The organism is Bradyrhizobium liaoningense, assembly GCF_018130825.1.
Lineage (GTDB): Bacteria > Pseudomonadota > Alphaproteobacteria > Rhizobiales > Xanthobacteraceae > Bradyrhizobium > Bradyrhizobium liaoningense_B.
On sequence record NZ_JAFCJS010000002.1, the window covers coordinates 483,536 to 508,814 of the forward strand.

A 25,279-nucleotide genomic window follows, 5' to 3' on the forward strand; every position below is an offset into this window, starting at 1 on the left:
GATGCCTCAGGCCAGGCCCATCATTTGCCGCGCCTCATCCGGGGTGGCAGGTTCGAAGCCGAGCTCCCGGATGATCCGAACCTGTCGCTCCACGAACATCTCATTGGTCGCGTGAACGCCCTTGCCGTAATACAAATTGTCCTCGAGGCCGACCCGAACGTGTCCGCCGAGCAGGATGGCGTGAGTGGTGGCGGGCAACTGTGCCGTGCCGATCGCGGAGACGTTGAAGATCGAGTCCTTTGGCAGGAGCTTCACCATCATCTGCAGGACGTCCGGCGTATAGGGCATAGCGCCCTGGAACCCACGATCGGCATTCAGCACGATGTTGACGAAGTACGGCGGCTTGTCATAGCCAGCCGCGATCAGTCGCGTAACGTCTTGCAGGATGTGGGCGGGATTGAACACTTCCCACTCCGGCTTGATGCCCCGCTCCTTGAAACGCTCGGCAAGCTTATCGCACTGGCTGGGCGTCGTGCTGACCAACATTTCGCGCTTGCCATGAATTGCCGCGACCGTGAAGCAGTCGAAGGTCGCCATCTCGGCACCGGCATCAAGCCCCTTGAGGCGCTCCTCAAAATTCACGTCAAAGAGACCGTCCAGCCGCTCAATCAGCATGTCGCCGTCGACACCGCCGCCAGTCGAATTATTGATGACGATGTTGCACTTCGCCCGGACGAGCTCATTGACGCGACGATAGATCCCGGCGTTGCAGGTCGCCTGATCGTCCGGTCGCCGGACATGCAGGGCCGCGACTGAGGCTCCGGCATTGTAACAACGATATACCGAATCGGCGATTTCCTCGGGCTGGGTCGGCAGGTTCGGATTCTGCGACTTCTTTGCCATGCCGCCTGTCGGAGCAATGGTCACGATGATCTTGTTGTTCGACATGTCTTCCTCCCGAACGGACGGGGTCTTGCTACCCCTGTCACCCAGAACCTTTGACGCCAGGCCTGCTCACTCAAGCGGCGCCACCCTGCGCGCGCGACATAAGATTAGATCGCCTAGATAGTCATTAGTCTAGATATTCATTAGCCTAGCTAACTAAATACTAGACGGATGGCGGCTCGTCAAGCTAGACTCGCAGAGACAAGCGAAATTGCGTTTTTCTCGAAGCCAGAGAGAGTTAGCAGACATCACGATGCAGAAAGCCGCCGCCAAGTATCAAAATCGACGAGACCGCGAAGGACGCACTCGTGTCCGTTCTCTTCCCGAGCAGAACCTGCTGGAGGACTCGCTTGCTTACTTCATCAGGCGGGCGCAGGTTCGTTGCGATACCGAACTGATGCGCTATCTGGAACCCGGGATTTCGCCCGCCCGTCTTGCCGCGCTGGCGACCATCGGTGCGAACCCTGGAATCAGCCAAAGCGCATTGGGAACGCTGTTGAACATAGCCAGCCCCAGCGTCGTGAAAGTCGTCGACGATCTGGAAAAGCGCGAATTGCTGGAGCGCGGTCCGAGCAAAGATCGTCGGGTCTATGCCGTAAGGCTGACGGAAAAGGGCGTGGCCGAGCTGCGCCGTTACAACGAAGCCGTCGAACGATTTGAAGAGAAGATCGCATCAGACTTGACCAAGGCGGAACGTCTGCAATTGATCTCGTTGCTGAAGCGCGTGGCCATCACGAGCGGCTCTGGGGACAGTTAAGGAATCGTGGCCCCCCACAGGCTCCGTTTTCCGGCGACGGCATCATGACGCCTGAGCGCACCACAGGGAGCGAGGCGCTTTTTCGCGCAGAACAGATCGAACCTTCCGAAAGCGCGACATGTCGAGGCACCCGGGCAAATGCACCTATGCCGAAGCCCTTTGGCTATCCTTCCACTCGGCATACTGCTTGATGAAGTTCGGGCAGGCTGAAGCGAGCCGGGCTGGATCAACCCGTCCAGACCGGCTCATATACTCGTTTGCAAACTCCCACGGCGGAAGCTTCATATTCTGCTCGAAATGCTCGTACCAGTCCGCACTTCGGGCTGCGGCAGCAAGCAACTTCTGAACGATCGGCTTACGCCGTTCCTCGTACAGCCGCAGCGCTTCCGGAATGTCGCCGTTGGTCGAGGCGATAGCCTCCGCGAGAGCCTGAACATCTTCCAGGGCCAAGCGGGTGCCAGACCCTATCGAATAATGCGCTGTTCTTAGAGCATCTCCTACGAGGACCATGTTGTTATACGACCATCGCTCGTTGGTGATCTTCGGAAACTGCCTCCAGATCGAGCGATTCGAGATCAGTTGGGCACCTTCGAGGACATCTCGAAAGAGACTTTCACAGAACGAGCGGGACTGATCCTCGGACAACTTCGACATGCCTTGACGCTCGAAGTTCTCGGTGGTCGTCTCCACGAGGAACGTGCTGTGTGTCGGCGAATATCGATAGTGGTGGGCATTGAAGGGCCCCGCCTCAGTCATCTTGAAGGTCTGAGTTAGCGCGTCGAAGGGCCGTGAAGCGCCGAACCAAGCGAACCAATTCGAGAGCATTTCCACCTTGGTTCCGAACTCTCCCGCATATTTACCACGCACGATGGAGTTTACGCCGTCGGCAGCCACAACGAGATCGGCATCGGCGAACTCAGATAGGTCAGCAACAGCCCTTCCAAAAGCAGGAACGACACCAGCCGCCCTCACCTTCTCATTCAAGATACGCAACAGATCGATTCGGCCGATGGCAGTGAAGCCTACGCCATCGATCCGGATACGCTCTCCGCCGAGCCTGATTTCGATATCTTGCCACGACTCTAGGCCGGTCGAGATCGCCTTGACCAATTCCGGATCGTCGTCGGCCAGGAATTGAAGTCCCTGCGCAGACAAGACCACTCCGAACCCGAATGTGACATCGGGCGGGTTCTGCTCCACCACGACGATATCGGCGTCTGGGAACAGACACTTAAGTCTGTAGGCCGCATAAAGGCCAGCCGGACCCGCCCCGAGAATTCGGACCTTAGGTGAACGAGATTTCAGCATCGAATATCTACTCTGCGCTTGCTGGGTCTTTTCGAGCACTTAGGATATCGAGCACCTTGGCCGGCAGAGGGCTCTTACTTAGCCCGTGGTCGCGGTGCACCGCCCAGACGCGCGTATCGACTATCTCGGCATAGGATCGACTGTCACCGGAAAACACGTGGCAAACCGTGAAAGACGACTTGCCGATTCGCCGAACGGAAATTTGGTGAACCACGATGGAGTGCAAATGCGGGGCGTCCATGAACCGCATATTGAACTCCACGCACGGAATGCCTTCCGTGCTGCCATCGGGCAGTTTCCGGTTCGGGATGTAGCCTCCGGCTTGGAGTAGCTCATTTAATCCGTCAACCGCCCACTTTGCGTAGTTGGGAAAGAAGACAATCCCACCTGGATCGCACTCGCTCCAGTTCAAGCGCCGCGAATACGAGTATGCGCTCAATCGAGAGTCTCCCCTACCCGCATTTCAAGCCTGCCGATACGGTCGATCTCAGCGACTAACCTGTCACCGGGGGAAATCGGGGAAACGCCTTCTGGCGTCCCGGTCATGATGACGTCACCGGGATGGAGAGTGTAGAACGACGAGGCGTACTCAATGAGACGGGCGACGTCGAAGATCATCATCCGCGTGTTTGACTTTTGCTTCGTTTGCCCGTTCACGCTGAGCGACAGATCCAGAGCATTAGGATCCGGCACTTCGTCGGCCGTAACCAGCCACGGCCCCAGAACGCTGTAGGTGTCGGCTGACTTGCGGAAGCTGGGAAACTCCTTGCCGCGGACCGTCACGTCCAACGCGATCGTATAGCCCAGGACGTACTGCAAGGCCTCATGTCGGGAGATGCGGTTGGCAGATTTGCCGACAACTACGGCCAGCTCGACCTCGTGATCTGTTCGCCGATCACGGAACCTCGGATAGATAGTCTGAGACGGACCAATAAGAGAACTCCCCGCCTTCAGAAACAAGCCAAACTCATCGAGCGAAGTGTAGTGGGTCTTTCCCTGATTGATCTCGCGGTCGGCGTTCGCTTCCTCGATGTGGGCTTTGTAGTTGATCGGAGCTCCGATGATCTTGCCCGGATTCGCGACAGGACTTTCCAACCTTACTTCAGAAAGCAAATACTTTGGACGGCTCGAGTCTGCCCCTCGCTCCGTAAGCGAGGCCAGCTGAGGCACGATCCAGTCGCCGTGTGGCAGAGGCCATTTCGGAGACATGTCGAGCGCGTCCGTGACATCGATAATCGACTCTCCATCGATTACGCCAACGCGATCCGTGTTGAATCGACAGATTTTCATAACTCTCAGACCCTCCCGAAATCGCTCTTCTTTGTAGTAAACATATTACTGCATTTGCAATTGATGCATTTGCAGCTTATTATCATTCGCACTGAAACGTCAAGCGTCTAGAGCCCATCTTGAGAATGAGGCGCAGCGAATGGAGGAAATTGATGTTTAGACAGGCAATTCTCGCGGCGTTCGGAGCAGCAATCGGACTGTGCGGAACAGCGAGCGCCGAGATCTCAGATGGAGTCGTGCGCGTGGGCGTGCTCAACGACACGTCCGGAATCTTTCAAGACACAAATGGTCCGGGATCGATCGAAGCCGCGCGAATGGCGGCTGAGGACTTTGCTGGTGGCGGCAGGGCGATCAAGGTCGAAATCGTTCAGGCCGATCATCAGAACAAGGCCGACGTCGCGAGCGCGATCGCTCGCCGTTGGCTGGACATTGAGAGGGTTGATGCAATCGTCGACGTCCCGAACTCAGCGGTCGGGCTCGCGTTGAACGCACTGCTCCGGGGCACCCCGATGACCTTGCTCGCATCCAGCACCGCAAGCTCCGACCTAACAGGTCAGTACTGTTCACCGAACACCGTTCAGTGGGTCAACGACACGTGGGCCACGGCACATGCGACCGCATCAGCAATGATGAAGCGGGGCAGCAAGAGCTGGTACTTTCTGACAGCGAACTTCGCCTTGGGGCAGGCAATTGAGTCCGAAGCAACTTCATTCATTGTTTCGCAAGGTGGATCGGTAAAGGGTTCTGTTCGTCACCCGTTTTCGACAACGGATTTCTCTTCGTTTCTTCTCAGCGCACAGGCGTCAAAGGCGGACGTCATCGGTCTTGCCAATTCCGGGACCGACACGATCAACGCCCTTAAACAGGCCGATGAGTTCGGACTGCGCGAGGGCGGGCAGTCCTTGGTCGCATTTCTCATCTTCATAAACGACGTTCATTCCGTCGGTCTCAAGACGGCCAAGGGACTGCTGCTCACAGAGTCCTACTATTGGGACATGAACGAAGAAACCCGTGGCTTCGCAAAGCGTTTCGCCGCACGGATGGGCGGAAAGGTGCCCAGCGCCAACCAGGCCGGCGTCTATTCCTCCACCCTAGCCTATCTGAGGGCCGTGGCCGCCGCCGGTTCGGACAATGCGCTGGTAGCGGTCCCCGAGATGAAAAAGGCGCCGATCAAGGATCCGTTGTTCGGCGACCTCGCAGTACGGGCCGATGGTCGCGCTGTGCACCCAATCTACCTGTTTCAGGTCAAGGGCCCGGAAGAAAGCAAATATCCCTATGACTACTACAAGCTGGTCGACACGATTCCGGCCGAGCAGGCATTCAGGCCGCTTGCGGAGGGCAATTGCCCGCTTGTCAAAGGGGAAGCAAAGTGACCGGACCACAAACTCCGCTGGACGGCGTCGATTACACCGACGCCGGAACCGCAGCTCGATATTTTGAAGGCGGCGCCTGGATCAATCAAAGAATCGATCAGCAGCTTAAGATCAGTCGTGACCGATACGGCGACAAGCCGGCGTTCATCTGCGATGACGCCGTACTGACGTTTGGAGAGCTTGATCGGCGCACGGACGCTCTGGCTCGCGGCTTGCGGCATCAAGGTCTTAGGGTGAACGACCGCGCCCTGTTCCAGATGGGCACGACCATCGATACGGCAGTCGCTTTCCTCGGTTGCCTGAAAGCCGGCGTGATCCCCGTTTGCGCGATCCCGCAATATCGCGAACTGGAGATGCACAAGCTCGCGGACTTAACTTGTCCGTCCGCATATTTTGTGCAGAAGGATGGCGGCTCGTTCGATCTGGTCGAGTTTGCGAAGAAGGTCGCAAACGAAAAATCGATCAAGCACGTCTTCGTTTCCGGAGACAAGACCGCAGTTGGCGTATTCGAACTCAGTGACCTGATCGCGACCAACGTAGGGCAGGCGCCGCAATTATCCTCTTCCAGTGAAGACGTTGCGGTTCTGCAGCTTTCCGGCGGCTCGACGGGAGTGCCCAAGATCATTCCGCGCTTCCATGCGGAATACATGGGCCATGTACGCCTGTGGTGCGACAGATACGCAATGACGCCCGACGCCATCGGAATATGGGCGCTGCCCCTGATGCACAATGCCGGAATGATGTTTGCGCTGCTGCGAACGGTGATTTACGGGTCCACGACCGTATTGATGTCGCGTTGGGACCCCATACGCTTCTTTACCTTGATCGAGCGATGGCGGGTAAGCCATGCGTTCACGATTGGTCCGCACGCACCGGCAATAGCTGCCTTCAAGGAGATCGACAAATTCGACCTTTCTTCGCTGAGCTTCTTCTTCACCCTGCAGGGAGCCGCAGCGATCGAGCATGCCACGAAAGTTCCCGCAACCAACATGTTCGGCATCACAGAGGGACTCGTGCTTACAGGCGAGCCCGATGATCCTCGCTCCTTGCGACATGAGACGGTCGGCAGTCCGTGTTCGGAGCTCGACGAGGTCCGATTGCTCCACCCGGATTCTGAAGAAGATGTGGCTGACGGCGAGCTCGGCGAACTTTGCTTCAAGGGCCCTTCTTCGCTAAGAGGTTACTTCGCGGCACCCGCCTTGTCTGCCGAATGCCTGACCAGCGACGGCTTCTTCAGATCCGCTGATCTGATGCGGCGCGTCCGCATCGACGACCGCACGGCGTACATGTTCGAAGGCCGTGCACGCGACAATATCAACCGTGGAGGCGAGAAATTCGGCACCGAGGATATTGAGCGGCTGCTTGCGCTGCATCCGGACATCGCCGATGGCAAAGTGGTCTCGATGCCAGATCCGCTTTACGGCGAGAAGGCATGCGCATTCCTAATACCCAGGCCGGGCCAACCGCTTCCCTCGGTCATCGAGCTCGGAACCTTCCTGCTTGCAAAGGGGCTCGCCAAATTCAAACTGCCTGAGCGGATCGAGCCCACCGAGGCATTTCCAACCACACGAGTTGGAAAATTGGACCGCGCGGCATTGCGAGCTCTTATCGCTGAGAAAATCCGTCAAGAGACGGGCCAACAATCAAGATCGTCGTGAGAGGAACGAGACATGCATGACCAACAACCCCGGCGGAATAGCGTCGACCGAAGCGAGTTTTACAAGGAGCTCGATTCCCTCAACCTGGCTCCGCTATGGGAGGTGCTGAAAGGTCTCGTTCCCGCCGACCCGCGCCCCGTTGCTGCGCCTTACGCCTGGCACTGGACGACGGTACGCCGGCAGCTGTTGGCCGCGGGCGCATCGATTAGCGCGGAAGAGGCAGAGCGTCGGGTCCTTGTTCTTGAGAACCCGAAGTTGAAGGGCAAGTCCCAAATCACAGACACGCTCTACGCCGGCCTGCAGCTCATTCTGCCCGGAGAGGTGGCGCCGGCCCATCGGCATACGCAATCCGCGCTTCGTTTTGTTCTGGAAGGCGCAGGTGGCTACACTGCCGTCGACGGCGAGCGAACGACCATGCAGCGCGGCGACTTGATCCTCACTCCGTTCTGGACCTGGCATGATCATGGACATGATGGAGAAGGTCCCGTTATCTGGATGGATTGTCTTGACGTACCCCTGGTAGGCTTTCTGAAGACCGGCTTCCGGGAGGAACATGCCGCCACTGCGCAGACCATGTCTCGCCCCGAGGGCTACTCCGCAGCTCGGTACGGAAGCGGCCTGCTTCCGGTGGGGCAACAGTTCGGATCCCTGACGTCGCCAGTATTCAACTATCCCTACTCAAGAACGAGAGAGGCGTTGCATCGGCTCGCGCAGACGCAAGAAATCGACCCTCATTTCGGCATCTGCCTGCGATATGTAAATCCGGTGAATGGCGATTGGGTGATGCCCACTCTTGGACCCAGCATGAGGCTGCTCCCGGAAGGCTTCTCAACCTCAGGATACCGCTCTACGGACAGCGCAGTGTTCGTCTTGCTCGAAGGAGAGGCCAGCATAGAGATCCAGGACCAGCCGCCGATCACAATGCACGCCAACGACGTCTTTGCGATGCCTGGATGGAGCTCGTATCGAATTCAAGCATTGAAAGGCGATTGCGTCCTGTTCTCATTCTCGGACCGCCCTGTTCACGAGAAGCTCGGACTGTTCCGAGAGGAGAAGCAATGAATAACAAGAAGCCGTTCCGCTCCTTCCAAGAGGCGAACGCGACTTGCGTCGCCTCCGCCCCAGGAATATTGTGCGGCTTTTCAAATGTCACACATGAAGAAACTCAGCTACTCGCTGGAAGAGCGCATACCCTATCTCACAAATCGAGTAGCCTCGGCCATCAACGAGCTGTTCTCGCTGGATTTGGCTGAACACAACCTGTCAATTGCGCATTGGCGGGTTCTGTCGGTGCTGCACGACGCCGGCGATCAAAAACTGATCGATCTATCGATTCACACCAGTATCGATGCATCGACACTTTCGCGTCTGACAGAGGGCATGCAGCGGCGTCGGCTCATCGGGAAAAAGCGGTCCAAGCAAAGCAAACGGGAGATCACCGTCTCCTTGGCCGATCGCGGGCGAGAACTCGTTGCGGCTCTCACACCTAAAGCCCTAGGCTATGAGGAAATGATTCTCGCAGGCTTGCCGGAGAAAGACGTCGACACCACACGCAAAACGCTGCGTCTGATGTATCAGCGAGTGATGGACTTCAAGAGCACAAGACGAGGCCGTGGGATCGAAGCAGGACCGTAGAGAGGTTCACAATGCGGTGCGCTCAACCTGCGTGCAGATCCCCCCAATTTGAGGCGATGAACGCCTTGCCCTTGGGCAGTCCTTAGGTCCGGATTCGAACCGCCCCGATTCGCGCCATCACGACGGCTTCGCTCGCGGGAGTGATCACCTAGCGCTGATCCACACCAGCGCGTCACGACGAAATTTTGCCCTTCCAATGATGGCGGATGGAACCGAGGGCCATAGGAAGGCTCGGCCAATATCTACCACGTGATCTCCCCATACCCCGCTCTCCTCTCGATCCGCTGCAACGACGATAGGTTCACGCGCACCCGCGCGGAATAAATTTCGCTAGATGCGAAATAGAACCCCACCGCTAGTCAATTGCACAATTGTTGCAGTGTTGCTCCTACTGCAACATCCGTTGCATCTGTCGAAAATTCGTGATATTCACAGGAAATGCAACGTGGTCCACTGACCGACCAGATCATCGTGGCGCTTCCGTCGATGTCGCCGCAATTGCGGGCGGCCGCGCGATTTGTGCTCGACCGCCCCAACGAGGTCGCCCTGCTGTCTATGCGAGAGCAGGCGAGGCAAGCGGGCGTGCAGCCGCACACCATGACGCGCTTGGCTCAACGGCTCGGCTTATCCGGGTTCGACGAAATCAAGGCTCTTTATCAAGAGTCCGTTCGCGTGGGTGCCCTCGGCTTTTCCGAAAAGGCGGGGGCGCAGATGCAGAGTCAACGCTTCAAGGGCGAGCGAGCGCTCGCCGCGGAAATTGCGGTAACGATTGGCCACCAAATCGCAAGACTCGCCGAGCCTGAGATGCTGGATCGCTTTGTGGCCATTGCAGATCTCTTAGAATCGGCCGAGCGGATTCTCTGCTTGGGTCTTCGAACCTGCCATGCTGTCGTCGCGCAGTTCGCCTACGTTATGGGGTTTCTTGGTGAGCGCACTGTTCTGCTCGACGCTGCGGCCGGGATCGGTCTCGACCCGCTTCAATCCGTCACAAGTCGAGATGTTCTGATCGCCGTCAGCGTTGCGCCTTACGCACGCGCCACGGTTGAAGCGGTCCAGTACGCGGCCGACAAAAACGTACCTATTGTCGCGATTACCGATAGCTTTGTCTCGCCACTTGCCGCGTTGGCACGCGAAACGATCCTCGTTCCGACGGAAAGCCCTTCGTTCTACCACACCATTGCTCCAGCCTTCGTCGTCGGCGAGGTGTTGGCCGCGCTCATGGCTGGTCGCGGAGGCGAGAAATCCCTCGCGGCGATCCGGCGCAGAGAGGCCCAAATGGAGGCGTTCGGTGTCCATTGGCGTCACCCTCGGACGAGAGTTGCGCCATGAGCATTCGCCGCACCGCCGCGTCTTCTATCGATAGAAACTCCAGGTGATCAGCATGCCTTATCCAGATCCGGCTTCCCGTTCTCGGGCGATGTTTGATCGAGCCAAAGCCAGCCTTCCGGGCGGTAATACACGCACCACAGTTTACATGAAGCCGTACCAAATCTATGCCTCACATGGGGAAGGTTGCCGCGTCTTCGACATTGATGGCATGGCCCGGATCGACTGCATCAATAACTTCACTTCGCTCATACACGGCCACGCGCATCCGGTCATCGTAGAAGCAACTTGCCGTCAGATGAGGCTCGGCTCAGCGCCGGGCTTGCCGACCGAATCGGAGGTTGTGCTCGCCGAAATCCTAGCGGGACGTGTCTCCTCAGTTGATCAGACCCGCTTCAGCAATTCTGGCACCGAAGCCGTAATGATGGCACTCAAAGCAGCACGTGCCTTTACGAACCGGGCGAAGATCGCCAAGGTCGAAGGTGCCTATCACGGCTCCTATGACTACGCCGAGGTCAGTCTCGAGACGAAGCCGGAGCATTGGCATCAAGGGCCCCCGCTGTCGGTAGCCTACGCCAAAGGAACGCCGCCGGGCGTACTCGACGATGTCGTCACCATTCCGTTCAATGATGTCGATGGCGCCGTGAGTATTATCCGGGCCCACGGCGCCGACCTCGCCTGTGTTCTGGTTGACCCGATGCCGAACAGGGCGGGCTTGGTTCCGGCCGACAGGGCCTATATCCAGGCGCTTCGCGAGGTAACGCGCGAGGTCGGCGCGCTCCTCGTCTTCGACGAAGTGATCTCGTTCCGACTGAGCCACGGCGGCGCACAGCCAATTTGGGGGGTGGAAGCGGATCTGACGACATTTGGCAAAGTGATTGGCGGCGGGCTGCCCGTCGGGGCCACAGGCGGGCGGTCAGAAGTCATGGCGGTCTTCGATCCAACCGAGGGCAAGCCAGCGCTTCCGGCCGGCGGGACTTTCTCCGCAAACCCGCTGACCATGGTAGGCGGCATCACGGCTCTGAAGCTTCTCGATGCCACTGCTTTCGGGCGGCTCGACGAAATCGGCGAACGAGTACGTCGGGGCATCAGCGAAATCTTCGCTCGGCAAGGCGTCCCGGGCGGCGCCGTCGGTTTGGGATCGCTTCTGAAAATTCACTTCACGGAGAAGCCCGTGCGCGACTATCGATCTGCCCAACCAAATGCAGCCGAAGCCGCACGAGCGGCGGCCTTCTTCAAGGCATTGCTCAACGAGGGCGTTCTCATGGCCGGCTACGGACTGATGGCCTTGTCGACGCCAATGACCGACGACGACGTGGCTCAGATATTGGACGGTGTCTCGACAGCTTTGGCAAAGACCGCCTAGTGCCATCGCAAATCCTAGGGGCGGCCCTTCAGCACGGAGTACCTTATGCGTAAGTATCTGACGTCTTGCCTGCTTGTTCTGTCTTGTACCCTCTCAGGTGCAGCTTCCGGACAAGACTTGACCGGCACGCTCAAAAAGATCAAGGACGACGGGAAGATCGCCCTCGGAGTGAGGGAGTCGTCGATTCCGTTCTCTTATTATGATGGGGATCAAAAACCCGTCGGCTATGCCGTCGATATTTGCCGGAAAGTGGTCGAAGCCGTTAAAACCCGAATAGGACTGGCTGACCTCAAGGTCGAATATGTGCCAGCTAACGCGAACAATCGCATACCTTTGATAAACAACGGTACGATGGATCTAGAGTGTGCCTCGACGAGCAATCTCAACGAACGCAAGAAGGTCGTCGCATTTTCGATCACGCATTTCGTGTCGAATATCCGGGCGCTCGTGCGAAAGGATGCGCCCTACAAGAAACTCAGTGACCTGAGTGGAAAATCGATTGCGGTGATTCCAGGAATGACTGCCCTGCCAATGCTTCTGAAATACGCCACAGACAACAAAGTCAACTTTAATCACATTGCCGGCAAAGACGTCGCTGAAGCGTTCCTGCTGTTTGAGACCGGCCGCGCGGACGCTTTCGTATTTGACGACGTGCTCATCGCATCCATGGCCGCGAATAGCTCCAATCCTAACGGCTACAGGATGCTGGACGATACTCTAAGATCCGAGCCAAATGCGCTAATGATGCGCAAGGACGATGCACCCTTTAAGGATCTCGTTGACGCCACGATACTCGGCATGATCAAGAGCGGCGAACTTGAGAAGCTGTATGGTAAATGGTTCCTGCAACCGATTCCACCGCGGAACATCAATCTTGCCTTCCCTATCTCGAAGCAACTCCAGGAAGCCTTCGAAAAGCCAAACGATGATGGCATCTGACCTGAGCAAGAAAGCCGGCGCTCTTTCGGGCGCCGGCTAGGTCGAATGCCAGTTTGGGAGTACTTGACGAGCAATCACCGATTGCAGGATCGAACGCCGCTACTCCGGCACAACGGTCGCTTTCGATCTTCAAACCGGTTTAGAACTACTTGGAAGGCCCGATGAGGAAAGCTGATGATCCAGCCGCGGCCAACGAGCGCGTGAAGAATCACTTTTCCGAAATCCAGGTCCCGCCGTGCACCGCGATCGACGGTGAAAATTGAGAGAGCCTCGAACGGTCAAAATGCGTCTTAACATACTTCAGACCTGCCTTTGGGAAAGTGCGATTCGGAGCCGCATTGAACGCATTGGGCTTACGGAAGAATTGATTCAGCTTTAGAAGCGGGAAATAGAGTTCGACGGTCTGTCTGACGCACTCTACACCGATCCCTGCGTACGTTGTGAGGCATCGATGTTGTGGAAGTGCATGTTTGCATGCTGGCCAACGAGAATCTTGTCAGCGGTCGAGACCCCCCAGAACCTATCGTCGCGAAGCCAGCTCACTAAGAGACTGCTTCTCTACTCGAAAGGCTGGTCGAACATCTGCCCAGAAAGTCGCTGCCATTCTAGTGCCGGCGGCAATCGCGTCGGATTCTTGGAACGCCAGCTTGCGCTGTCGCTCGCGGCAGCATGAGCCTCCGAGCTAACCTTGTGCAGCACCGAGCTATTCCAAGTCTCCAGGATCGATCAGCTTACCGGTCTTCTGAAGCGCAGGGGATTTGGCGAAGCGGTAGCCAATGCGCTGACGAAAGCTTACGGCAATCAAATACCCGCTGTCGCATTGATGCTCGACATCGATCGGCTCAAACGAATCAACGATTAATATCGTCACGAATTGGGCGATGCAGTGCCCATCGAAATCAGCGAGGCACTTAATTCGTTGGCAAAGGAGCGCGGCCTCTTAATCGGAAGGCATGGGGGCGAAGAGTTCGCAGCTCTTTTGGTTGGTATATTTCCCGACAACGCGCTGCTTGTTGCTGAACAGTCGTGGCAAGCGTGCGCGGAGAGGGACGTTATGCGCAACGGTGCATTGAGAGGGGTGACTGGCCTCGCAATTGCCGAGGGAAACGAAGAACTGTCGAAGGTTCTTTGTCTCGTGGATGAATGCTCTTTACATGGCCGAGCGGGGGGCCGGACCTCGATTTGGGTGGGCTCGGCTTTTGCACAACACTCGCGCGATCCTATATTTGTGACCGTCCCCCTCTTCGAGCCACCGAGTACAGGCGACGTCGCTGACAATACTCTCGAGCCTAGTTGGGCTCGAGAGAGAGAGAGAGAGAGATCATTGCTCGAAGCAACCTTCGCACGCACTATGGCTTTAGGACCATCTTACCCACGATTTCCCTAGCATCCAGCATTCGGTGTGCTTCCGCGGCCTTCCCGAGCGGCAATCGCAAGGTTACGGAGGGAGTGATGGCCTTTGCTTCGATTAGTTTGAATACCTCCGCGGCGATACGTACGCGCTCTTCTGGAAAGGGGTCATAGACGTGCACGCTGTAAGCCCGTACGGAGACGCTACGGTCCATGTTCTTGCGCAAATCCGCGAATAGATCAGACGATGGAAGCCCCGATAGCGCATTGAACGTCACGATTTGACCGAGGGGAGCCACCAGCTTGATGTTGTCCCGGAAGTCCGGGCCGACCAACTGGTCGAACATCAGATCGACACCGCGGCCTTTAGTAAAGTCCAGGATCCGCGCGCCAACATCCTCGGTACTGCTATCTATGGCGAGACATGCTCCCCTCTCCAATGCAAACGCCGCCTTGTTGGGAGCCCGGCAGATCGCTATCAGCTGGATACCGGCCGCCCGGCAAAGATCGATCATCGCACAGCCGATGCCGCCAGTGGCTCCATTTATCGACGCGACCCGTACTCGGCGCGGATCTGCGGCATCATTTAGCATTCCCCACGCGACCTGATAGTCGGGGATGGCGACGGCGCCCTCCATGTCTATGTCGTTCGGCAGTTTCGTGATTTCGTGCGTGTCGCAGGCAACATATTCGGCGTAACACCGGCGGGAGAATTTCCACGCGAGCACGGGTTCACCGGCAACGAACCCTTCGACGCCTGGGCCGACAGCCTCGACATATCCGGTCATGCTGATTCCCGGCACCTCAGGATACTCGACGGGCCAAGGATAGCGTCCAGTCCTTACCAAAGCATCGTATTTACCCACGCCGATCGTGTGCGTTCGGATGAGCACTTGCCCGGCAGCGGGCACGGGGATCGGCATATCGATGTACTTGAGAACCTCGGGCCCTCCCGGCTTATCGACTTGAACGGCTTTCATCATGGGTGTTGGCACGAATTTCTCCTTAAGCTGCAGTGCGTCGTCCGATACGGGCGTCGTCATCTCGACGCCTGTCTCGAGAGAGCCTGGTCGAGGAGCAGCTTCTTGGCGCTCCGCGACAAGTCCCGCGAGCAATGATGATCAACGGCACTTCATTTCAAACCGATTCGTCTACGACCACGTTTTCCAGAGTGCCGATGCTCGAGATTTCCACCTCGACACGGTCGCCTGCCTTCAGCCAGCGTGGGGGAACACGACGAGACCCAACGCCTGCTGGAGTGCCCGTCGCGATGACATCGCCCGGCAGCAATTTGAGGCAGGTCGACAGATAGCTTATGAGTCTTGGCAGTTCATAGATCAGCTGGCTCGTCGATGCCTGTTGAACCACTTCGCCGTTTAGGCGAGTTGATAGCATCAGACTCTCCGGATGCGGGATTTCGGCCGCCGGCACGATCCACGGGCCCAGCGATCCGCTCGAGTCGAAATTTTTGCCTGTCATGCCGGTAGCAGAGTGTTTCTGGTAGTCTCGAATACTGCCCTCGTTAAGGCAGGTGTATCCGCCTACATAGTCAAGCGCTTCGTTTTCCTGAACACGGTGGCAGGCACGGCCAATGATGACAGCGAGCTCTCCCTCGTAATCGAGAAATTCAGACACTTGCGGACGTATTAGTGGATGGCCGTGTCCGACGAAACTCTCGTGGGTCCGGAGAAAATAGGTCGGATAAGCAGGCGCCTCGTTTCCGGTCTCATTTACATGAGCCTTGTAGTTGAAGCCGACGCAGAACACTCTGCAGCCAGAAGACAGAGGCGGAAGAAGCACGACATCACCAACATCCAGGTCGGGCGCCCTCGCTTCTAGTTGCGCAGCCCTGCTCCAGCCTTCCGGCGTCACGACCTTACTGATCTCCGATAGGCCTGGATCTTGCCCCGACAGTGAGATGATGCCGTTCTCTTTCACGAGCCCAATGCCGAGCGACTCTCTGTAGCCAAACCGAGCGAGTTTCATTGACGTCCCTACTCCAATATCGAAGGCGCTAACGCGGCTCCATGACGATAACTCAGCTATCCGCAACCGACCCTGCTCGAGCAGCATCTCGCCGGCACGCCTGATCCAGCGCTCGCAGACCGAGCCCTTGATGACGTCCCCCTTCGGCTCGGGCACCAAATGCGGTTGAGAGATTGACGGCTTCGGCCGCTTGCTTCAACTGACAGTCCACGCACCGCGATCGTCGCTCATGACGTGGAATCGTCAGCGCGGAAACATCATGCGGCAGGCAGTACTTGTTGGTCATCTCGAGTCCGGATGCGATGTCGGTGAAGCGCCATACCGCGCCGGCGCGGACGAGCCTTTGCAGTTCAATGCGCACGACGTCCGCGGGCCAATCCAGCCTTCGCTCGATATCTCCGCCCGACAGCCAGTTCGTCGTCAGGGCGCCCAGGATCGAATCACGCAGCGTCATTGCTCGGCCTGCTCACTGAAGATCCTCCCTTTTCGCCCCTTTGGCTCAACGCGGCGGATCGGATCAAGCCGAAGATCACGGAAGCCGCGACCATCAGAGCGCTACTGGTCATGAGAGCAACGTCGTAATTACCGAGTGAAGCTTGAACCGTGGAGAACATCAGGGGCCCAAGAGCGACGCCAATGGCAAATACGAGGATGAATATTCCTATCTTTTGACCAAGTTGGGCGACGCCAAACTGTCGGGCGACAGTGTACGGAATGAGGTCCGATTCCGCCCCTGCTCCCACCGCAAGAAGAGCCACGGCCAAGTAAACAATGGGCGTTTGTTGGGTCGAGACCAGCAGAAGACCCGCGGTTAGCGGACCGAGACAGCCGACTATCGCGACCAATCGAGGAGACCACCGGTCAAGCAGGGAACCAAGAACGAAGCGGGCTATCAGCATCGTGATGCCATACGTGGCCATGACAGCCGCGGCTTCGGCTGGCCGGAAACCGCGATCAATCAACAAGGGCGTCATGTGAACAATCATGCCCTGGATGGCAAGCGTCATCAGCAAGAACGCAAGCGCAAGAGCCCAAAACATCGGAGCAGCGATTAGTTCTGCAAAGACGAGCCTCGAGGATCGCGCCGGCGTGGCGGTCTTCTGAAAGCTCTCTCTGCCAGGGATGAGCCAGATCACCGCCACCGCTCCAAGAACAGCCACACCCGCACCTATCGCGGTGTAGCTGTTGCGCCAGCCGTACTCGGAGATCGCAAAGGTAGCGAGACCTGGCATCAACATGATTCCGGCGGCAGACGCCGCATTAATAATTCCGAGTGCTAGCCCTCGATGACCTGAAAAGGTCCTGGTGACGATATAGGTGAATGCCGTAATTCCTTGCCCTGCACCAAGAAAGCCGAGCAGCCCCATGAAGAGGGCAAAGGTCAGGGGATCACGAGGGATCTGGCCCAGCGCAACCAAGCCGAGCGCAAAAAAGGCAAACGAAAAGCCGGCAAACACTCGCGGTCCGTATCGGTCGACCAGCCAGCCAACTACCGGCTGCGAGAAGCCGGAGCAAAGCGCAGCCGGCGCGAGAGCCGCAGCCACGCTGGCGCGCGACCACCCAGTATCGTTTACAATGGGCAGCAAGAATGTGCCGAACGTGTAGATCACGATCGGACCGAAGTTCGTCAGCATGCCGATGCCCGAGCCGAGCACCACCTTTGTTGCTTCAACGCCATGCAACGGAACGTTTGAAGAGAAGTCGGCAACAGTTGGCAGCACAGGCGTATTCGCGCTTGTCATGATCTTCCTCCCCATTTCGGCGTAAGTTATTTTTTTTTGAATTCGGTCACGGTCGTCTTTTTCGCGATCAACCACCGTCCGTTTGTCTTGCGTAGTTCATCTTCGTAACGGCCAAATCCCGCTACACCTTCCAAGGGAAGCGGAAACTGTTGCGGTACAGCATCGCTACGCTGCCTCAGCAACGTGACGTAGGAATGCACGATAACGCAGTCCGCACCGCGCCAGTCCGATCGCAGGTTGGAGATCAGGTGCCTCACGACGATGGCGCGATCACGACGATTGATCAAGTCAATCAGCATGTCTTTCCCGCGCACCGCGCCGTCATTGCGCTGCCAGACGGCATCATCGGCGAACAGCCATGCAGCAGCATCCGCCTCGCCGTAATCAAAATGGGCCATAAAGCTCACAGCCGCCTCTTGCGCCCCGAGAACATCGGCCACGTGGTCGAGCGTGTCGAATTGCATCAGCCCCTCAGATCTGAAGGAGCTGATGCAAGGGTTCACCAGCACGGAATCGCGATATGAATCCCTTTGGATCGACATCGACTCCGGAAGGGTTCTTCCTGAAGGCGTCGGAGTCGATGAAGGCCTTGAGCTTCGCGGGATCGTCGAAGTTGTTGCAGCAAAGTTCCACGACGTTCTGGTCCGGATCCGAGAAGTAATAGCTCGTTACCGGGCCGTGGTTGGACGCGCGGTGAGCTTCCAGGCCAGAACCAAGCAATAGCTCCACTCGATCGAACAGCGCTGCAAGATTGGCGTGACGAAACTGAAAATGGTTCAGGCCGGGATCAATAGCTGGCGCGCCCGACAATTCCGGCAGTTCGAACAAGGCCAGAACCTGCCCATGAACAGGGGAGCGATCCAAAAACATGAAGCAGGATCGAACGTCGCTCGCTCTGGTCTGCTTAGGCGAGCCAGCGAAACGACGACGGTTCTCCGGAGCACCACCAGGATTCTCGATGCTCCAACTCAAGCCCAGTACGGCCGAGTACCAGTCCCGCATCGACTCATATTGTGCCGTCTGCAGAACGATCTCCGAAATCCGGGGCGACGGCAGCTGAGCCGTAGCCTTATGCAAATCGGGCGACAGCGAATTTGCTGAACTCATCGAGCGATCTCCCATATGTCATTTTTGACCTATATCAAGACTAGCAGTCACACCCCATATGTCAACTATTACATACGTATTGTTTGCGTGATTTGATTGGGAGCCGAGGCGCGACAAACCTCCCCGTGCAGCAGCGCCTCGACACTCGCAAAGTGCCGGCACGCGCAAGAAGACTAGGAATCGCGGGCCGCTACAGCGTTCTCATCAGCCGCGCTCGAAGCGGTTTACGTCGCTGGGACAACGACCTACGTCGCCGCCGCGGAGCGGGCAAAGTTCTCCGGCTTATTGGGTGACGACTGCGGACTCTGATATCTCTCGAGCGCCTCACCGATGCGCCGTCGAAAGAGCTCCACCGCTTTTTGCTTCACGTGACCGTAGCCGCGGATCTCCGAGGGCATCTGCGCAATCGCAACCGCATCTGCAAGTGACCGCGTTGTCAATTGCGCGCTCAATCGATCCAGGACATCGGTGAATTCGACGATCAGAGCGCGCTCCGTACGGCGTTCAGAGGTCATTCCGAAAATGTCGAAGCGAGTTCCGCGCAGCACCTTCAACGATGCCAGAAGTCGTAAGACTGGCAAAATCCAGGACCCGAAACGAATCTTCCGCGGCGCTCCCGTCGCCTTGTCGTGGCGCGCGAGAAACGGTGGCGCAAGATAGACGGACAGTTTGTCATAGCCATCAAACTGAGAACGCATCGCACGTGCGAACTCTCCACTCGTGTAGAGCCTCGCAATTTCGTATTCGTCCTTGTAAGCCATCAGCTTGAACAAGGACCGGGCTGCCGCGAGAGTAAACGATGTCCCAGCATGAACCGCCGCTTCTGACGCACGAATCCTGGTGATGACGTCCAGGTAACGCCGAGCGTAGTCGCCATTCTGATAGTCGCGAAGGAATGCGGCAAATCTCTCGACCTCGGCCTCGGGAGACAGGCGCTCTCGTTCCTCGATCTTTCCAGCCGCAACAAAGACCGATCGAGGATCGACCGCCAACCGACGCCCCCATTCCAGGGCAGCGAGGTTTGCCTCCTTGGCGGCACCGTTGAGTTCGATAGCGTGCTGCAGATCCTCAAGACGAAGGTCAAGCCAGCCCATCTGGTAGGCGAGACCGACCATCATGAAGTTAGCGGAGATCGAATCGCCGAACAGCGATTGAGCTAGGCTCGTGAAAGGAAACGCGATGAAATTCTCGGGAGCGACTCGGCTACGAATGCGCCTGGTGAGAAGGTCAGGGTCCACAATGGCGTTACGATTGGTCACGAAATCGCCTGTAACCGCCACGTCGGCATTCGCGATCACACGGCTGCGGGCCGTATCGAGAGACGCCATGACCTCAGGCCCGTTACCCACAACCTGATCGCAGACCAACAGAAGATCGCAGTGCTTCGCCGGAATCCGCAGCGCGTGAATTGGCCCACCGAGATGAACGTGACTTGCTACCGCTCCCCCTTTCTGCGCCATTCCGATCTGGTCCAGTACCGCCGTCTCCCGACCATCGAGATGTCCGGCCATCGCGAGCACGGCACTTGTCGTAACGATACCTGTTCCGCCGATACCAGCCAGCAATACCCGGTTGCGCTTGGACAAGCGATCAGTTGCCACAGGCGGCGGCGCGTCGACCCGCGTAAGATCGACTTTCTGCACACGCTTCACACGGGCCCCCTCCACTGTGACAAAGCTAGGGCAGAAGCCAGAGATGCAGCTGAGGTCGCTGTTGCAGCTCGATTGGTTGATCCTTCGCTTGGTCCCAAAAGGCGTTTCGACCGGCTCCACCGAGAGACAGTTCGACTTGACGGAGCAGTCGCCGCAACCTTCGCAAACCAATTCATTGATGAAGACGCGAGGTGTAGCTTCCTGGATCTGGCCGCGCTTTCGCTTACGCCGTCGCTCGGTCGCACACATTTGGTCATACACGACAACGCTGACGCCCTGCGTAGCGCGGAGTTTGCGCTGCACGGCGTCGAACTCATCGCGGTGTGTTATCTCATTTGATAACGAGGCGATCTCGCGACGCCGACGGTGAGACGCCGGATCATCGCTGACCAAGACTATCGTCCCCACGCCCTCGGCGCGGAGCTGCTGCAGCAGCCGCTCTAACGTGAGCTCGCCATCGATCGCTTGCCCTCCTGTCATCGCGACCGCGCTATTGTAGAGCAGCTTGTAGGTGATGTTCAGCTTGACGGCGACGGCCTGACGGATCGCGAGCAGGCCGGAATGGAAATAGGTGCCATCCCCCATGTTCGAGAATACATGCTGTTCGTCAGTGAACGGCGCGAGGCCGACCCAATGCACCCCTTCGCCGCCCATCTGGGAATACGAGAAGGTATCGGGGCGATTGCGCGCGGCCATGCCATGACAACCGATCCCCGCGAGAGCACGACTGCCCGCGGGCACTGTCGTCGAGCGGTTGTGCGGGCAGCCGGAGCAGAAGAATGGACGCCGCGCCGCTGGGACATCCGTCGGCACGGGCTTACTCAATTCGCCACGCCAACGTTCGCCGCCTCGCGCGATCGCTTGATCGCCGGTCATCCGTGCGATGACCGAGGCGATCTGAATAGCAATCTGCTCCGGTGTCAAATCGCTGGTTGCAGGGAACATCGGACGTTGTTCTGGTCCGCTTTTCCCCCAAACCGCCGGAGCCTGGGACCGCCCGAAGAGGATTTCCTTGACCTGGCGCTCAATCAGCGGCGCCTTCTCCTCAACGACTACGACCTCACTCAGGCCCGCAGCGAAGGCCGTGAGCCCCTGCGGCTCCAGCGGCCAGATCATTGCGGGCTTGTAAAGCGCAACTCCGAGTTCTGTCAGACGGGACTCGTCAAGGTTCAGTAAGTCCAGAGCTTCCTGGAGGTCCATCCAGGACTTTCCCGCTGCAATCAGGCCGACTCGCGCTGCCGGGGGTTTCATCACAACCCGATCAAGGCCGTTTGCGCGGACATAGTCGAGAACGGCCGGCAACCGGTAGTCATGCTGACGGCTTTCCTGCTCCAGCGGCAGATCAGGCCATCGGTTATGCAGGCCGATGGCTGGCACTGCGACGTCAGGCAGGATCGGCGGTTCATCGAGCTCTGTTGCCGGAACCGTGCGCGTGCTGTCGGCCACCTCTGTGAGAATCTTGAGCGCAACCCAGGAGCCGGTCAGCCGCGACATCGCGAAACCGTGCAGTCCATAGCTGACGATCTCACCAGGGTCTGCCGGATAGAGCAGCGGAAGCAGGAGACTGGCAACGGTTTCATCGCTGTAGCAGGCGACCGTCGACGACTTCGCCAGATGATCATCGCCTACCGCCACCACGACCCCGCCGTTCGGCGAGGAGCCTTGCGAGTTCCCGTGCCGGATCGCATCCGCCGCGCGATCCAATCCCGGTCCCTTGCCGTACCAGAGCGCAAACACGCCGTTGACACGCGCGCCCGGTGATTGATGAATCTGCTGGGTGCCGGCCACTGCCGTCGCCGCCAGTTCTTCGTTAACGGCTGGCTGCACGACGATCTTGCTCTCGCCGGTCAGCCGGCTCGCCGAAGCGAACGCACCGTCGAGTGTGCCGAGCGGCGAGCCGCGATAACCGCTGACAAATCCGGCGGTCGACAGGCCGGATTTACGATCACGTTCAGCTTGGAGCAACATCAGACGTACGAGCGCCTGAACCCCTCCGACCAGGATCGCCCCGTCCCGTTTTCGATAGCGGTCATCGAGCGACACTGAAAACTTTGTCATCCGCACTCCCCTATGGTGCACTGGCGCAGACGAGAGCCCGTCTATCAATATCGATCGTGGGAGACATCGATAGCCGAGCTGATCTTGACCCCGGGCGGCGCGACCATTTCGTCCGGGACGAACATGTCGCGCATGAGCAGTGACGCTGGATCCACGCTGTAACCCGAGAAATCCCTCACCCCTTCTTCGTAGAGCACCGTATCGTCGATCAGAAACTTCCCCGTGAAATCGCGAGCTGGCTTCATGAAAATCGCGTGGGCCGCGTCAGCCATGATCTCTGGTTTCCGGCAGTTACGCATGCTCTCCTCGCCCGACAATACGAACTGGATCGCGGCGGTCGCTATGGCGGTGCGGGGCCACAGCGCGTTGAATGCGATGCCGCCCTTCGCAAATTCATCGCTCATGCCAAGCACGCACATGCTCATGCCGAACTTTGCCATCGCATAGGCGGTATGTGGCCCAAACCACCGCGGGCTCATGTCCAGCGGCGGGGATATCATCAAAACATGTGGGTTAGTCGCCTTCATGAGATGCGGCAGGCAGGCTCGGGTAGCGACAAACGTCCCGCGCGAATTCACTCCGTGCATCAAATCGAAGCGCTTCATATCCGTCTGAAGGGTACCGGTCAGATGGATCGCTGACGCGTTATTGACGCAGATATCGATGCCGCCAAACTGCCTCACCGTTTCCCCGACGGCAGCCTCCACGGCGAGTTCGTCGCGAACATCGACGACGAGAGGCAGCGCCTTCCCGCCCGCCTTCTCGATCGCTTCGGCAGCCGAATAGATCGTGCCGGGAAGATGCCGATGCGGTTCCGAGGTCTTCGCCGCGATTGCGATATTGGCGCCGTCCCGCGCAGCTCGCAGCGCAATGGCCAGACCGATGCCCCGGCTTGCGCCGGTAATGAAGATCGTTTTGCCTGCCAGACTCATAGGGCCACACCGTCCGCGCTCGAAGCCAAGGCAGCAGGTTTGGAAGCATAATCCTCGCGCACGGCATCGACGCCTCGAACTCGGTCTATGAGCTGCGCAGGCTCTCGCGGGATGACGTCACCACACCAACTGATATGACCATCCGGACGCACCAAGACATAGCGGCGACCATAAGCTGCGGTCGCGTCTGGGTGCGTGATCAGATGATGAGAGATTGGCATACGTGCCGCGCGCGCGGCGGAGATCAATGCCGCCACTGCAACGTCCGAGTCGGACGAGAACTCCAGGAGCACGAACCCGCGGCCAAATAGATCTAACGTAGAATGACCTGGTGCCAGCCAGACATGAGGCGCGCGGCCACCGGGCACCGCCAACTGAACGAAGTTCGCGACGTCGGGCTCTGGTCGATCAGACGTTTCCTCGACGATGATCGGAGAGCCGCGATAGACAGCTCCCAGATGGATGCCAAACGATCTCCACTCCCGTTGCAAGGCTTGCTGCGCATAGGCGCCGATCGCGCGGCGCGCAGCCTCGCCTATTGCGGTCTGATCGAGCAATGCAGGTTCTAACGGTAGCGAGCGCATCGCGCGGAGATTCTCGGACGCCTGGAGAACGTTGCGCATCGCAACTGGGCGCCGCTCAGCATCATAGCTTTCCAGCAGTGCCTCTCCACCCCATCCTTCGAGCCTTGCAGCGATCTTCCATGAAAGATCAACCGCCTCGGCGATACCGGTATTCATGCCGTATCCACCTGTCGGAGAAAGCTGGTGGGCGGAATCACCCACAAGGAAGCAGCGTCCGGAACCAAATCGCGCGGCCGTTGTTTCACGCCGTGACCACGGCAGCCAGGAAAGCAGTTCGTAGTCGATGTCCGCTCCGATGCCGCGGCGCACAAAGTCGTGGATCTGGGCTTCGCTCCAATCGGGCCAGCGATCGTCACCGAGCAACTGAAGTCGCCACGTGTCACGCCCATCTATATTGACGAAACTTCCCCAAATCCCCTCGGGCCCGATCAGCAGGTAACGATAGGCGCGACATGCAGCCGTCCTCTGCGCCAGGACCGAACATCGGATGAAGACATTAGTGCTGCAACTCAAGACCTTGGTCTTCGCAGGCGCGAGGCTCAGGCGCTGCGCGATAGCGCTGTTCGCTCCATCGCAGGCGGCGAGATACTGGGCACGCACCTGCAACGGCTCGCCGCCCGACACCGGCCGCGCAGACGCGATTATCCGATCACCCTTCTCCTCGAAGTCCTCGAACCGGTACCCATACAGCAAACGATTCGTCGAATAGCTCGACGCTGCCCTCTGAAGCACCGGATCGAAGAAATTCTGCGGGCAGAGCTCATGTTTTTGGGCGCTAAACGGGGGTGCTACCGCATTCGCCTTGTCAGGATAAACATCGCGTGCCAACTCGTGGCCGAGGACTGCCGTGGCGTATACGATACTAAGCGGGACATCGCGCGGAAACCCTGCATTCTCGACCGCCTCGACGATTCCCCAACGTCGACAGAATTCCATTGAGCGAATGCCGACATTGTCCATGCGAGGATGAATCCGGCGCGCGTCCGGCTGCTCTTGCTCAATGAGCACCGTCGCGATTCCACGCCAACCTAGGTCTATCGCGAGCGACAGTCCAACCGGGCCACCCCCGACTATCAAAACTGACGTATCAATCGTCTCCACGAGCTCCACTCCTAAATCAGTCGACCTTTTGGACAGAGCAGCACGCAAGACCCAGCAAGGCCCGCCCCAACGTTCCCGAAATGAACGAAGATCATCGGACGCGCCACGCAGTCAAAGCTGTTGCTGCAGAGAGCAACAGGGCTCTCCCGCTCTGGCGCAGAAGGAAGCAGCTGTCGCAGCGGCGATAACTGATTTTTCGCCCCCCCCAAGCCATCCGTGCCCTATATGTC

The 25,279-nt window shown here is 58.2% G+C and carries 21 protein-coding genes; 9 read left to right on the forward strand and 12 right to left on the reverse strand.

Annotation, left to right across the window (positions count from 1 at the left end; genetic code table 11):
• Window positions 1-6 precede the first annotated feature (6 nt).
• Window positions 7-888 carry a 3-keto-5-aminohexanoate cleavage protein gene (locus tag JQ603_RS10740; RefSeq protein WP_212339241.1) on the reverse strand — a complete coding sequence of 294 codons (882 nt, stop codon included), beginning with the start codon at window positions 886-888 and terminating at the stop codon, window positions 7-9.
• A gap of 250 nt (window positions 889-1,138) precedes the next feature.
• Here JQ603_RS10740 and JQ603_RS10745 point away from each other — a divergent pair, with 250 nt between their 5' ends.
• Window positions 1,139-1,642 (forward strand): MarR family winged helix-turn-helix transcriptional regulator, encoded by a 504-nt coding sequence (locus JQ603_RS10745; protein WP_212339242.1) that lies wholly within the window; start codon window positions 1,139-1,141, stop codon window positions 1,640-1,642.
• A 144-nt stretch (window positions 1,643-1,786) separates the two neighbouring features.
• Here the strand turns inward: JQ603_RS10745 and JQ603_RS10750 are convergent, their stop codons facing one another.
• Both JQ603_RS10750 and JQ603_RS10755 read right to left on the reverse strand, forming a co-directional pair.
• Window positions 1,787-2,989 carry an FAD-dependent monooxygenase gene (locus JQ603_RS10750; RefSeq protein ID WP_349630727.1) on the reverse strand — a complete coding sequence of 401 codons (1,203 nt, stop codon included), beginning with the start codon at window positions 2,987-2,989 and terminating at the stop codon, window positions 1,787-1,789.
• A 396-nt stretch (window positions 2,990-3,385) separates the two neighbouring features.
• Complete coding sequence (locus JQ603_RS10755) at window positions 3,386-4,240, reverse strand: fumarylacetoacetate hydrolase family protein (protein ID WP_212339245.1); 855 nt, start codon at window positions 4,238-4,240, stop codon at window positions 3,386-3,388.
• Between the two features lie 152 nt (window positions 4,241-4,392).
• Between JQ603_RS10755 and JQ603_RS10760 the strand changes: the two genes are divergently transcribed.
• The 8 genes from JQ603_RS10760 (at window position 4,393) to JQ603_RS38495 (ending at window position 13,399) form a co-directional block, all read left to right on the forward strand.
• Entirely contained in the window at window positions 4,393-5,613 is a 1,221-nt protein-coding gene (locus tag JQ603_RS10760; RefSeq protein WP_212339248.1) for an ABC transporter substrate-binding protein, read from the forward strand.
• Window positions 5,610-7,271: an AMP-binding protein gene (locus JQ603_RS10765; RefSeq protein WP_212339250.1), complete on the forward strand. Its 1,662-nt coding sequence runs from the start codon at window positions 5,610-5,612 to the stop codon at window positions 7,269-7,271. The genes JQ603_RS10760 and JQ603_RS10765 overlap by 4 nt, the downstream gene beginning before the upstream one ends.
• Window positions 7,272-7,283: 12 nt before the next feature.
• Window positions 7,284-8,333: a gentisate 1,2-dioxygenase gene (gene gtdA / locus JQ603_RS10770; protein WP_212339252.1), complete on the forward strand. Its 1,050-nt coding sequence runs from the start codon at window positions 7,284-7,286 to the stop codon at window positions 8,331-8,333.
• A gap of 93 nt (window positions 8,334-8,426) precedes the next feature.
• On the forward strand, window positions 8,427-8,906 hold the full coding sequence (locus tag JQ603_RS10775; protein ID WP_212339253.1) for a MarR family winged helix-turn-helix transcriptional regulator: 480 nt from the start codon (window positions 8,427-8,429) through the stop codon (window positions 8,904-8,906).
• A 438-nt stretch (window positions 8,907-9,344) separates the two neighbouring features.
• Window positions 9,345-10,235: a MurR/RpiR family transcriptional regulator gene (locus tag JQ603_RS10780; RefSeq protein WP_212339256.1), complete on the forward strand. Its 891-nt coding sequence runs from the start codon at window positions 9,345-9,347 to the stop codon at window positions 10,233-10,235.
• Between the two features lie 52 nt (window positions 10,236-10,287).
• Window positions 10,288-11,598, forward strand: coding sequence for an aspartate aminotransferase family protein (locus JQ603_RS10785; RefSeq protein WP_212339258.1), 1,311 nt, complete (start codon window positions 10,288-10,290; stop codon window positions 11,596-11,598).
• 45 nt (window positions 11,599-11,643) lie between these two features.
• On the forward strand, window positions 11,644-12,537 hold the full coding sequence (locus tag JQ603_RS10790) for a transporter substrate-binding domain-containing protein (RefSeq protein ID WP_212339260.1): 894 nt from the start codon (window positions 11,644-11,646) through the stop codon (window positions 12,535-12,537).
• Between the two features lie 688 nt (window positions 12,538-13,225).
• Window positions 13,226-13,399, forward strand: a complete 174-nt coding sequence (locus JQ603_RS38495; protein WP_212339269.1) for a GGDEF domain-containing protein — start codon at window positions 13,226-13,228, stop codon at window positions 13,397-13,399.
• A 487-nt stretch (window positions 13,400-13,886) separates the two neighbouring features.
• Here JQ603_RS38495 and JQ603_RS10800 read toward each other — a convergent pair whose 3' ends face one another.
• From JQ603_RS10800 to JQ603_RS10840, 9 genes are all read right to left on the reverse strand, one after another.
• Window positions 13,887-14,930 (reverse strand): quinone oxidoreductase family protein, encoded by a 1,044-nt coding sequence (locus JQ603_RS10800; protein WP_212339271.1) that lies wholly within the window; start codon window positions 14,928-14,930, stop codon window positions 13,887-13,889.
• Between the two features lie 94 nt (window positions 14,931-15,024).
• Window positions 15,025-15,873, reverse strand: a complete 849-nt coding sequence (locus JQ603_RS10805; RefSeq protein ID WP_212339283.1) for a fumarylacetoacetate hydrolase family protein — start codon at window positions 15,871-15,873, stop codon at window positions 15,025-15,027.
• A 52-nt stretch (window positions 15,874-15,925) separates the two neighbouring features.
• The gene (locus JQ603_RS10810) at window positions 15,926-16,327 is read right to left on the reverse strand and encodes a hypothetical protein (protein ID WP_212339286.1); all 402 of its coding nucleotides are present in this window, start codon (window positions 16,325-16,327) and stop codon (window positions 15,926-15,928) included.
• On the reverse strand, window positions 16,314-17,690 hold the full coding sequence (locus JQ603_RS10815; protein ID WP_212339289.1) for an MFS transporter: 1,377 nt from the start codon (window positions 17,688-17,690) through the stop codon (window positions 16,314-16,316). The genes JQ603_RS10810 and JQ603_RS10815 overlap by 14 nt, the downstream gene beginning before the upstream one ends.
• A complete protein-coding gene (locus JQ603_RS10820) occupies window positions 17,642-18,079 on the reverse strand; it encodes a nuclear transport factor 2 family protein (RefSeq protein WP_212339292.1) in 438 nt (145 codons plus the stop codon). Before JQ603_RS10820 ends, JQ603_RS10815 begins: the two co-directional genes overlap by 49 nt.
• 7 nt (window positions 18,080-18,086) lie before the next feature.
• Window positions 18,087-18,722 (reverse strand): VOC family protein, encoded by a 636-nt coding sequence (locus tag JQ603_RS10825; protein ID WP_212339294.1) that lies wholly within the window; start codon window positions 18,720-18,722, stop codon window positions 18,087-18,089.
• 245 nt (window positions 18,723-18,967) lie between these two features.
• The gene (locus JQ603_RS10830) at window positions 18,968-22,432 is read right to left on the reverse strand and encodes an indolepyruvate ferredoxin oxidoreductase family protein (protein WP_212339296.1); all 3,465 of its coding nucleotides are present in this window, start codon (window positions 22,430-22,432) and stop codon (window positions 18,968-18,970) included.
• Between the two features lie 44 nt (window positions 22,433-22,476).
• Window positions 22,477-23,364 carry an SDR family oxidoreductase gene (locus JQ603_RS10835; RefSeq protein ID WP_212339301.1) on the reverse strand — a complete coding sequence of 296 codons (888 nt, stop codon included), beginning with the start codon at window positions 23,362-23,364 and terminating at the stop codon, window positions 22,477-22,479.
• Window positions 23,361-25,049, reverse strand: a complete 1,689-nt coding sequence (locus JQ603_RS10840; RefSeq protein WP_212339308.1) for an FAD-dependent oxidoreductase — start codon at window positions 25,047-25,049, stop codon at window positions 23,361-23,363. Before JQ603_RS10840 ends, JQ603_RS10835 begins: the two co-directional genes overlap by 4 nt.
• Window positions 25,050-25,279: the final 230 nt, after the last annotated feature.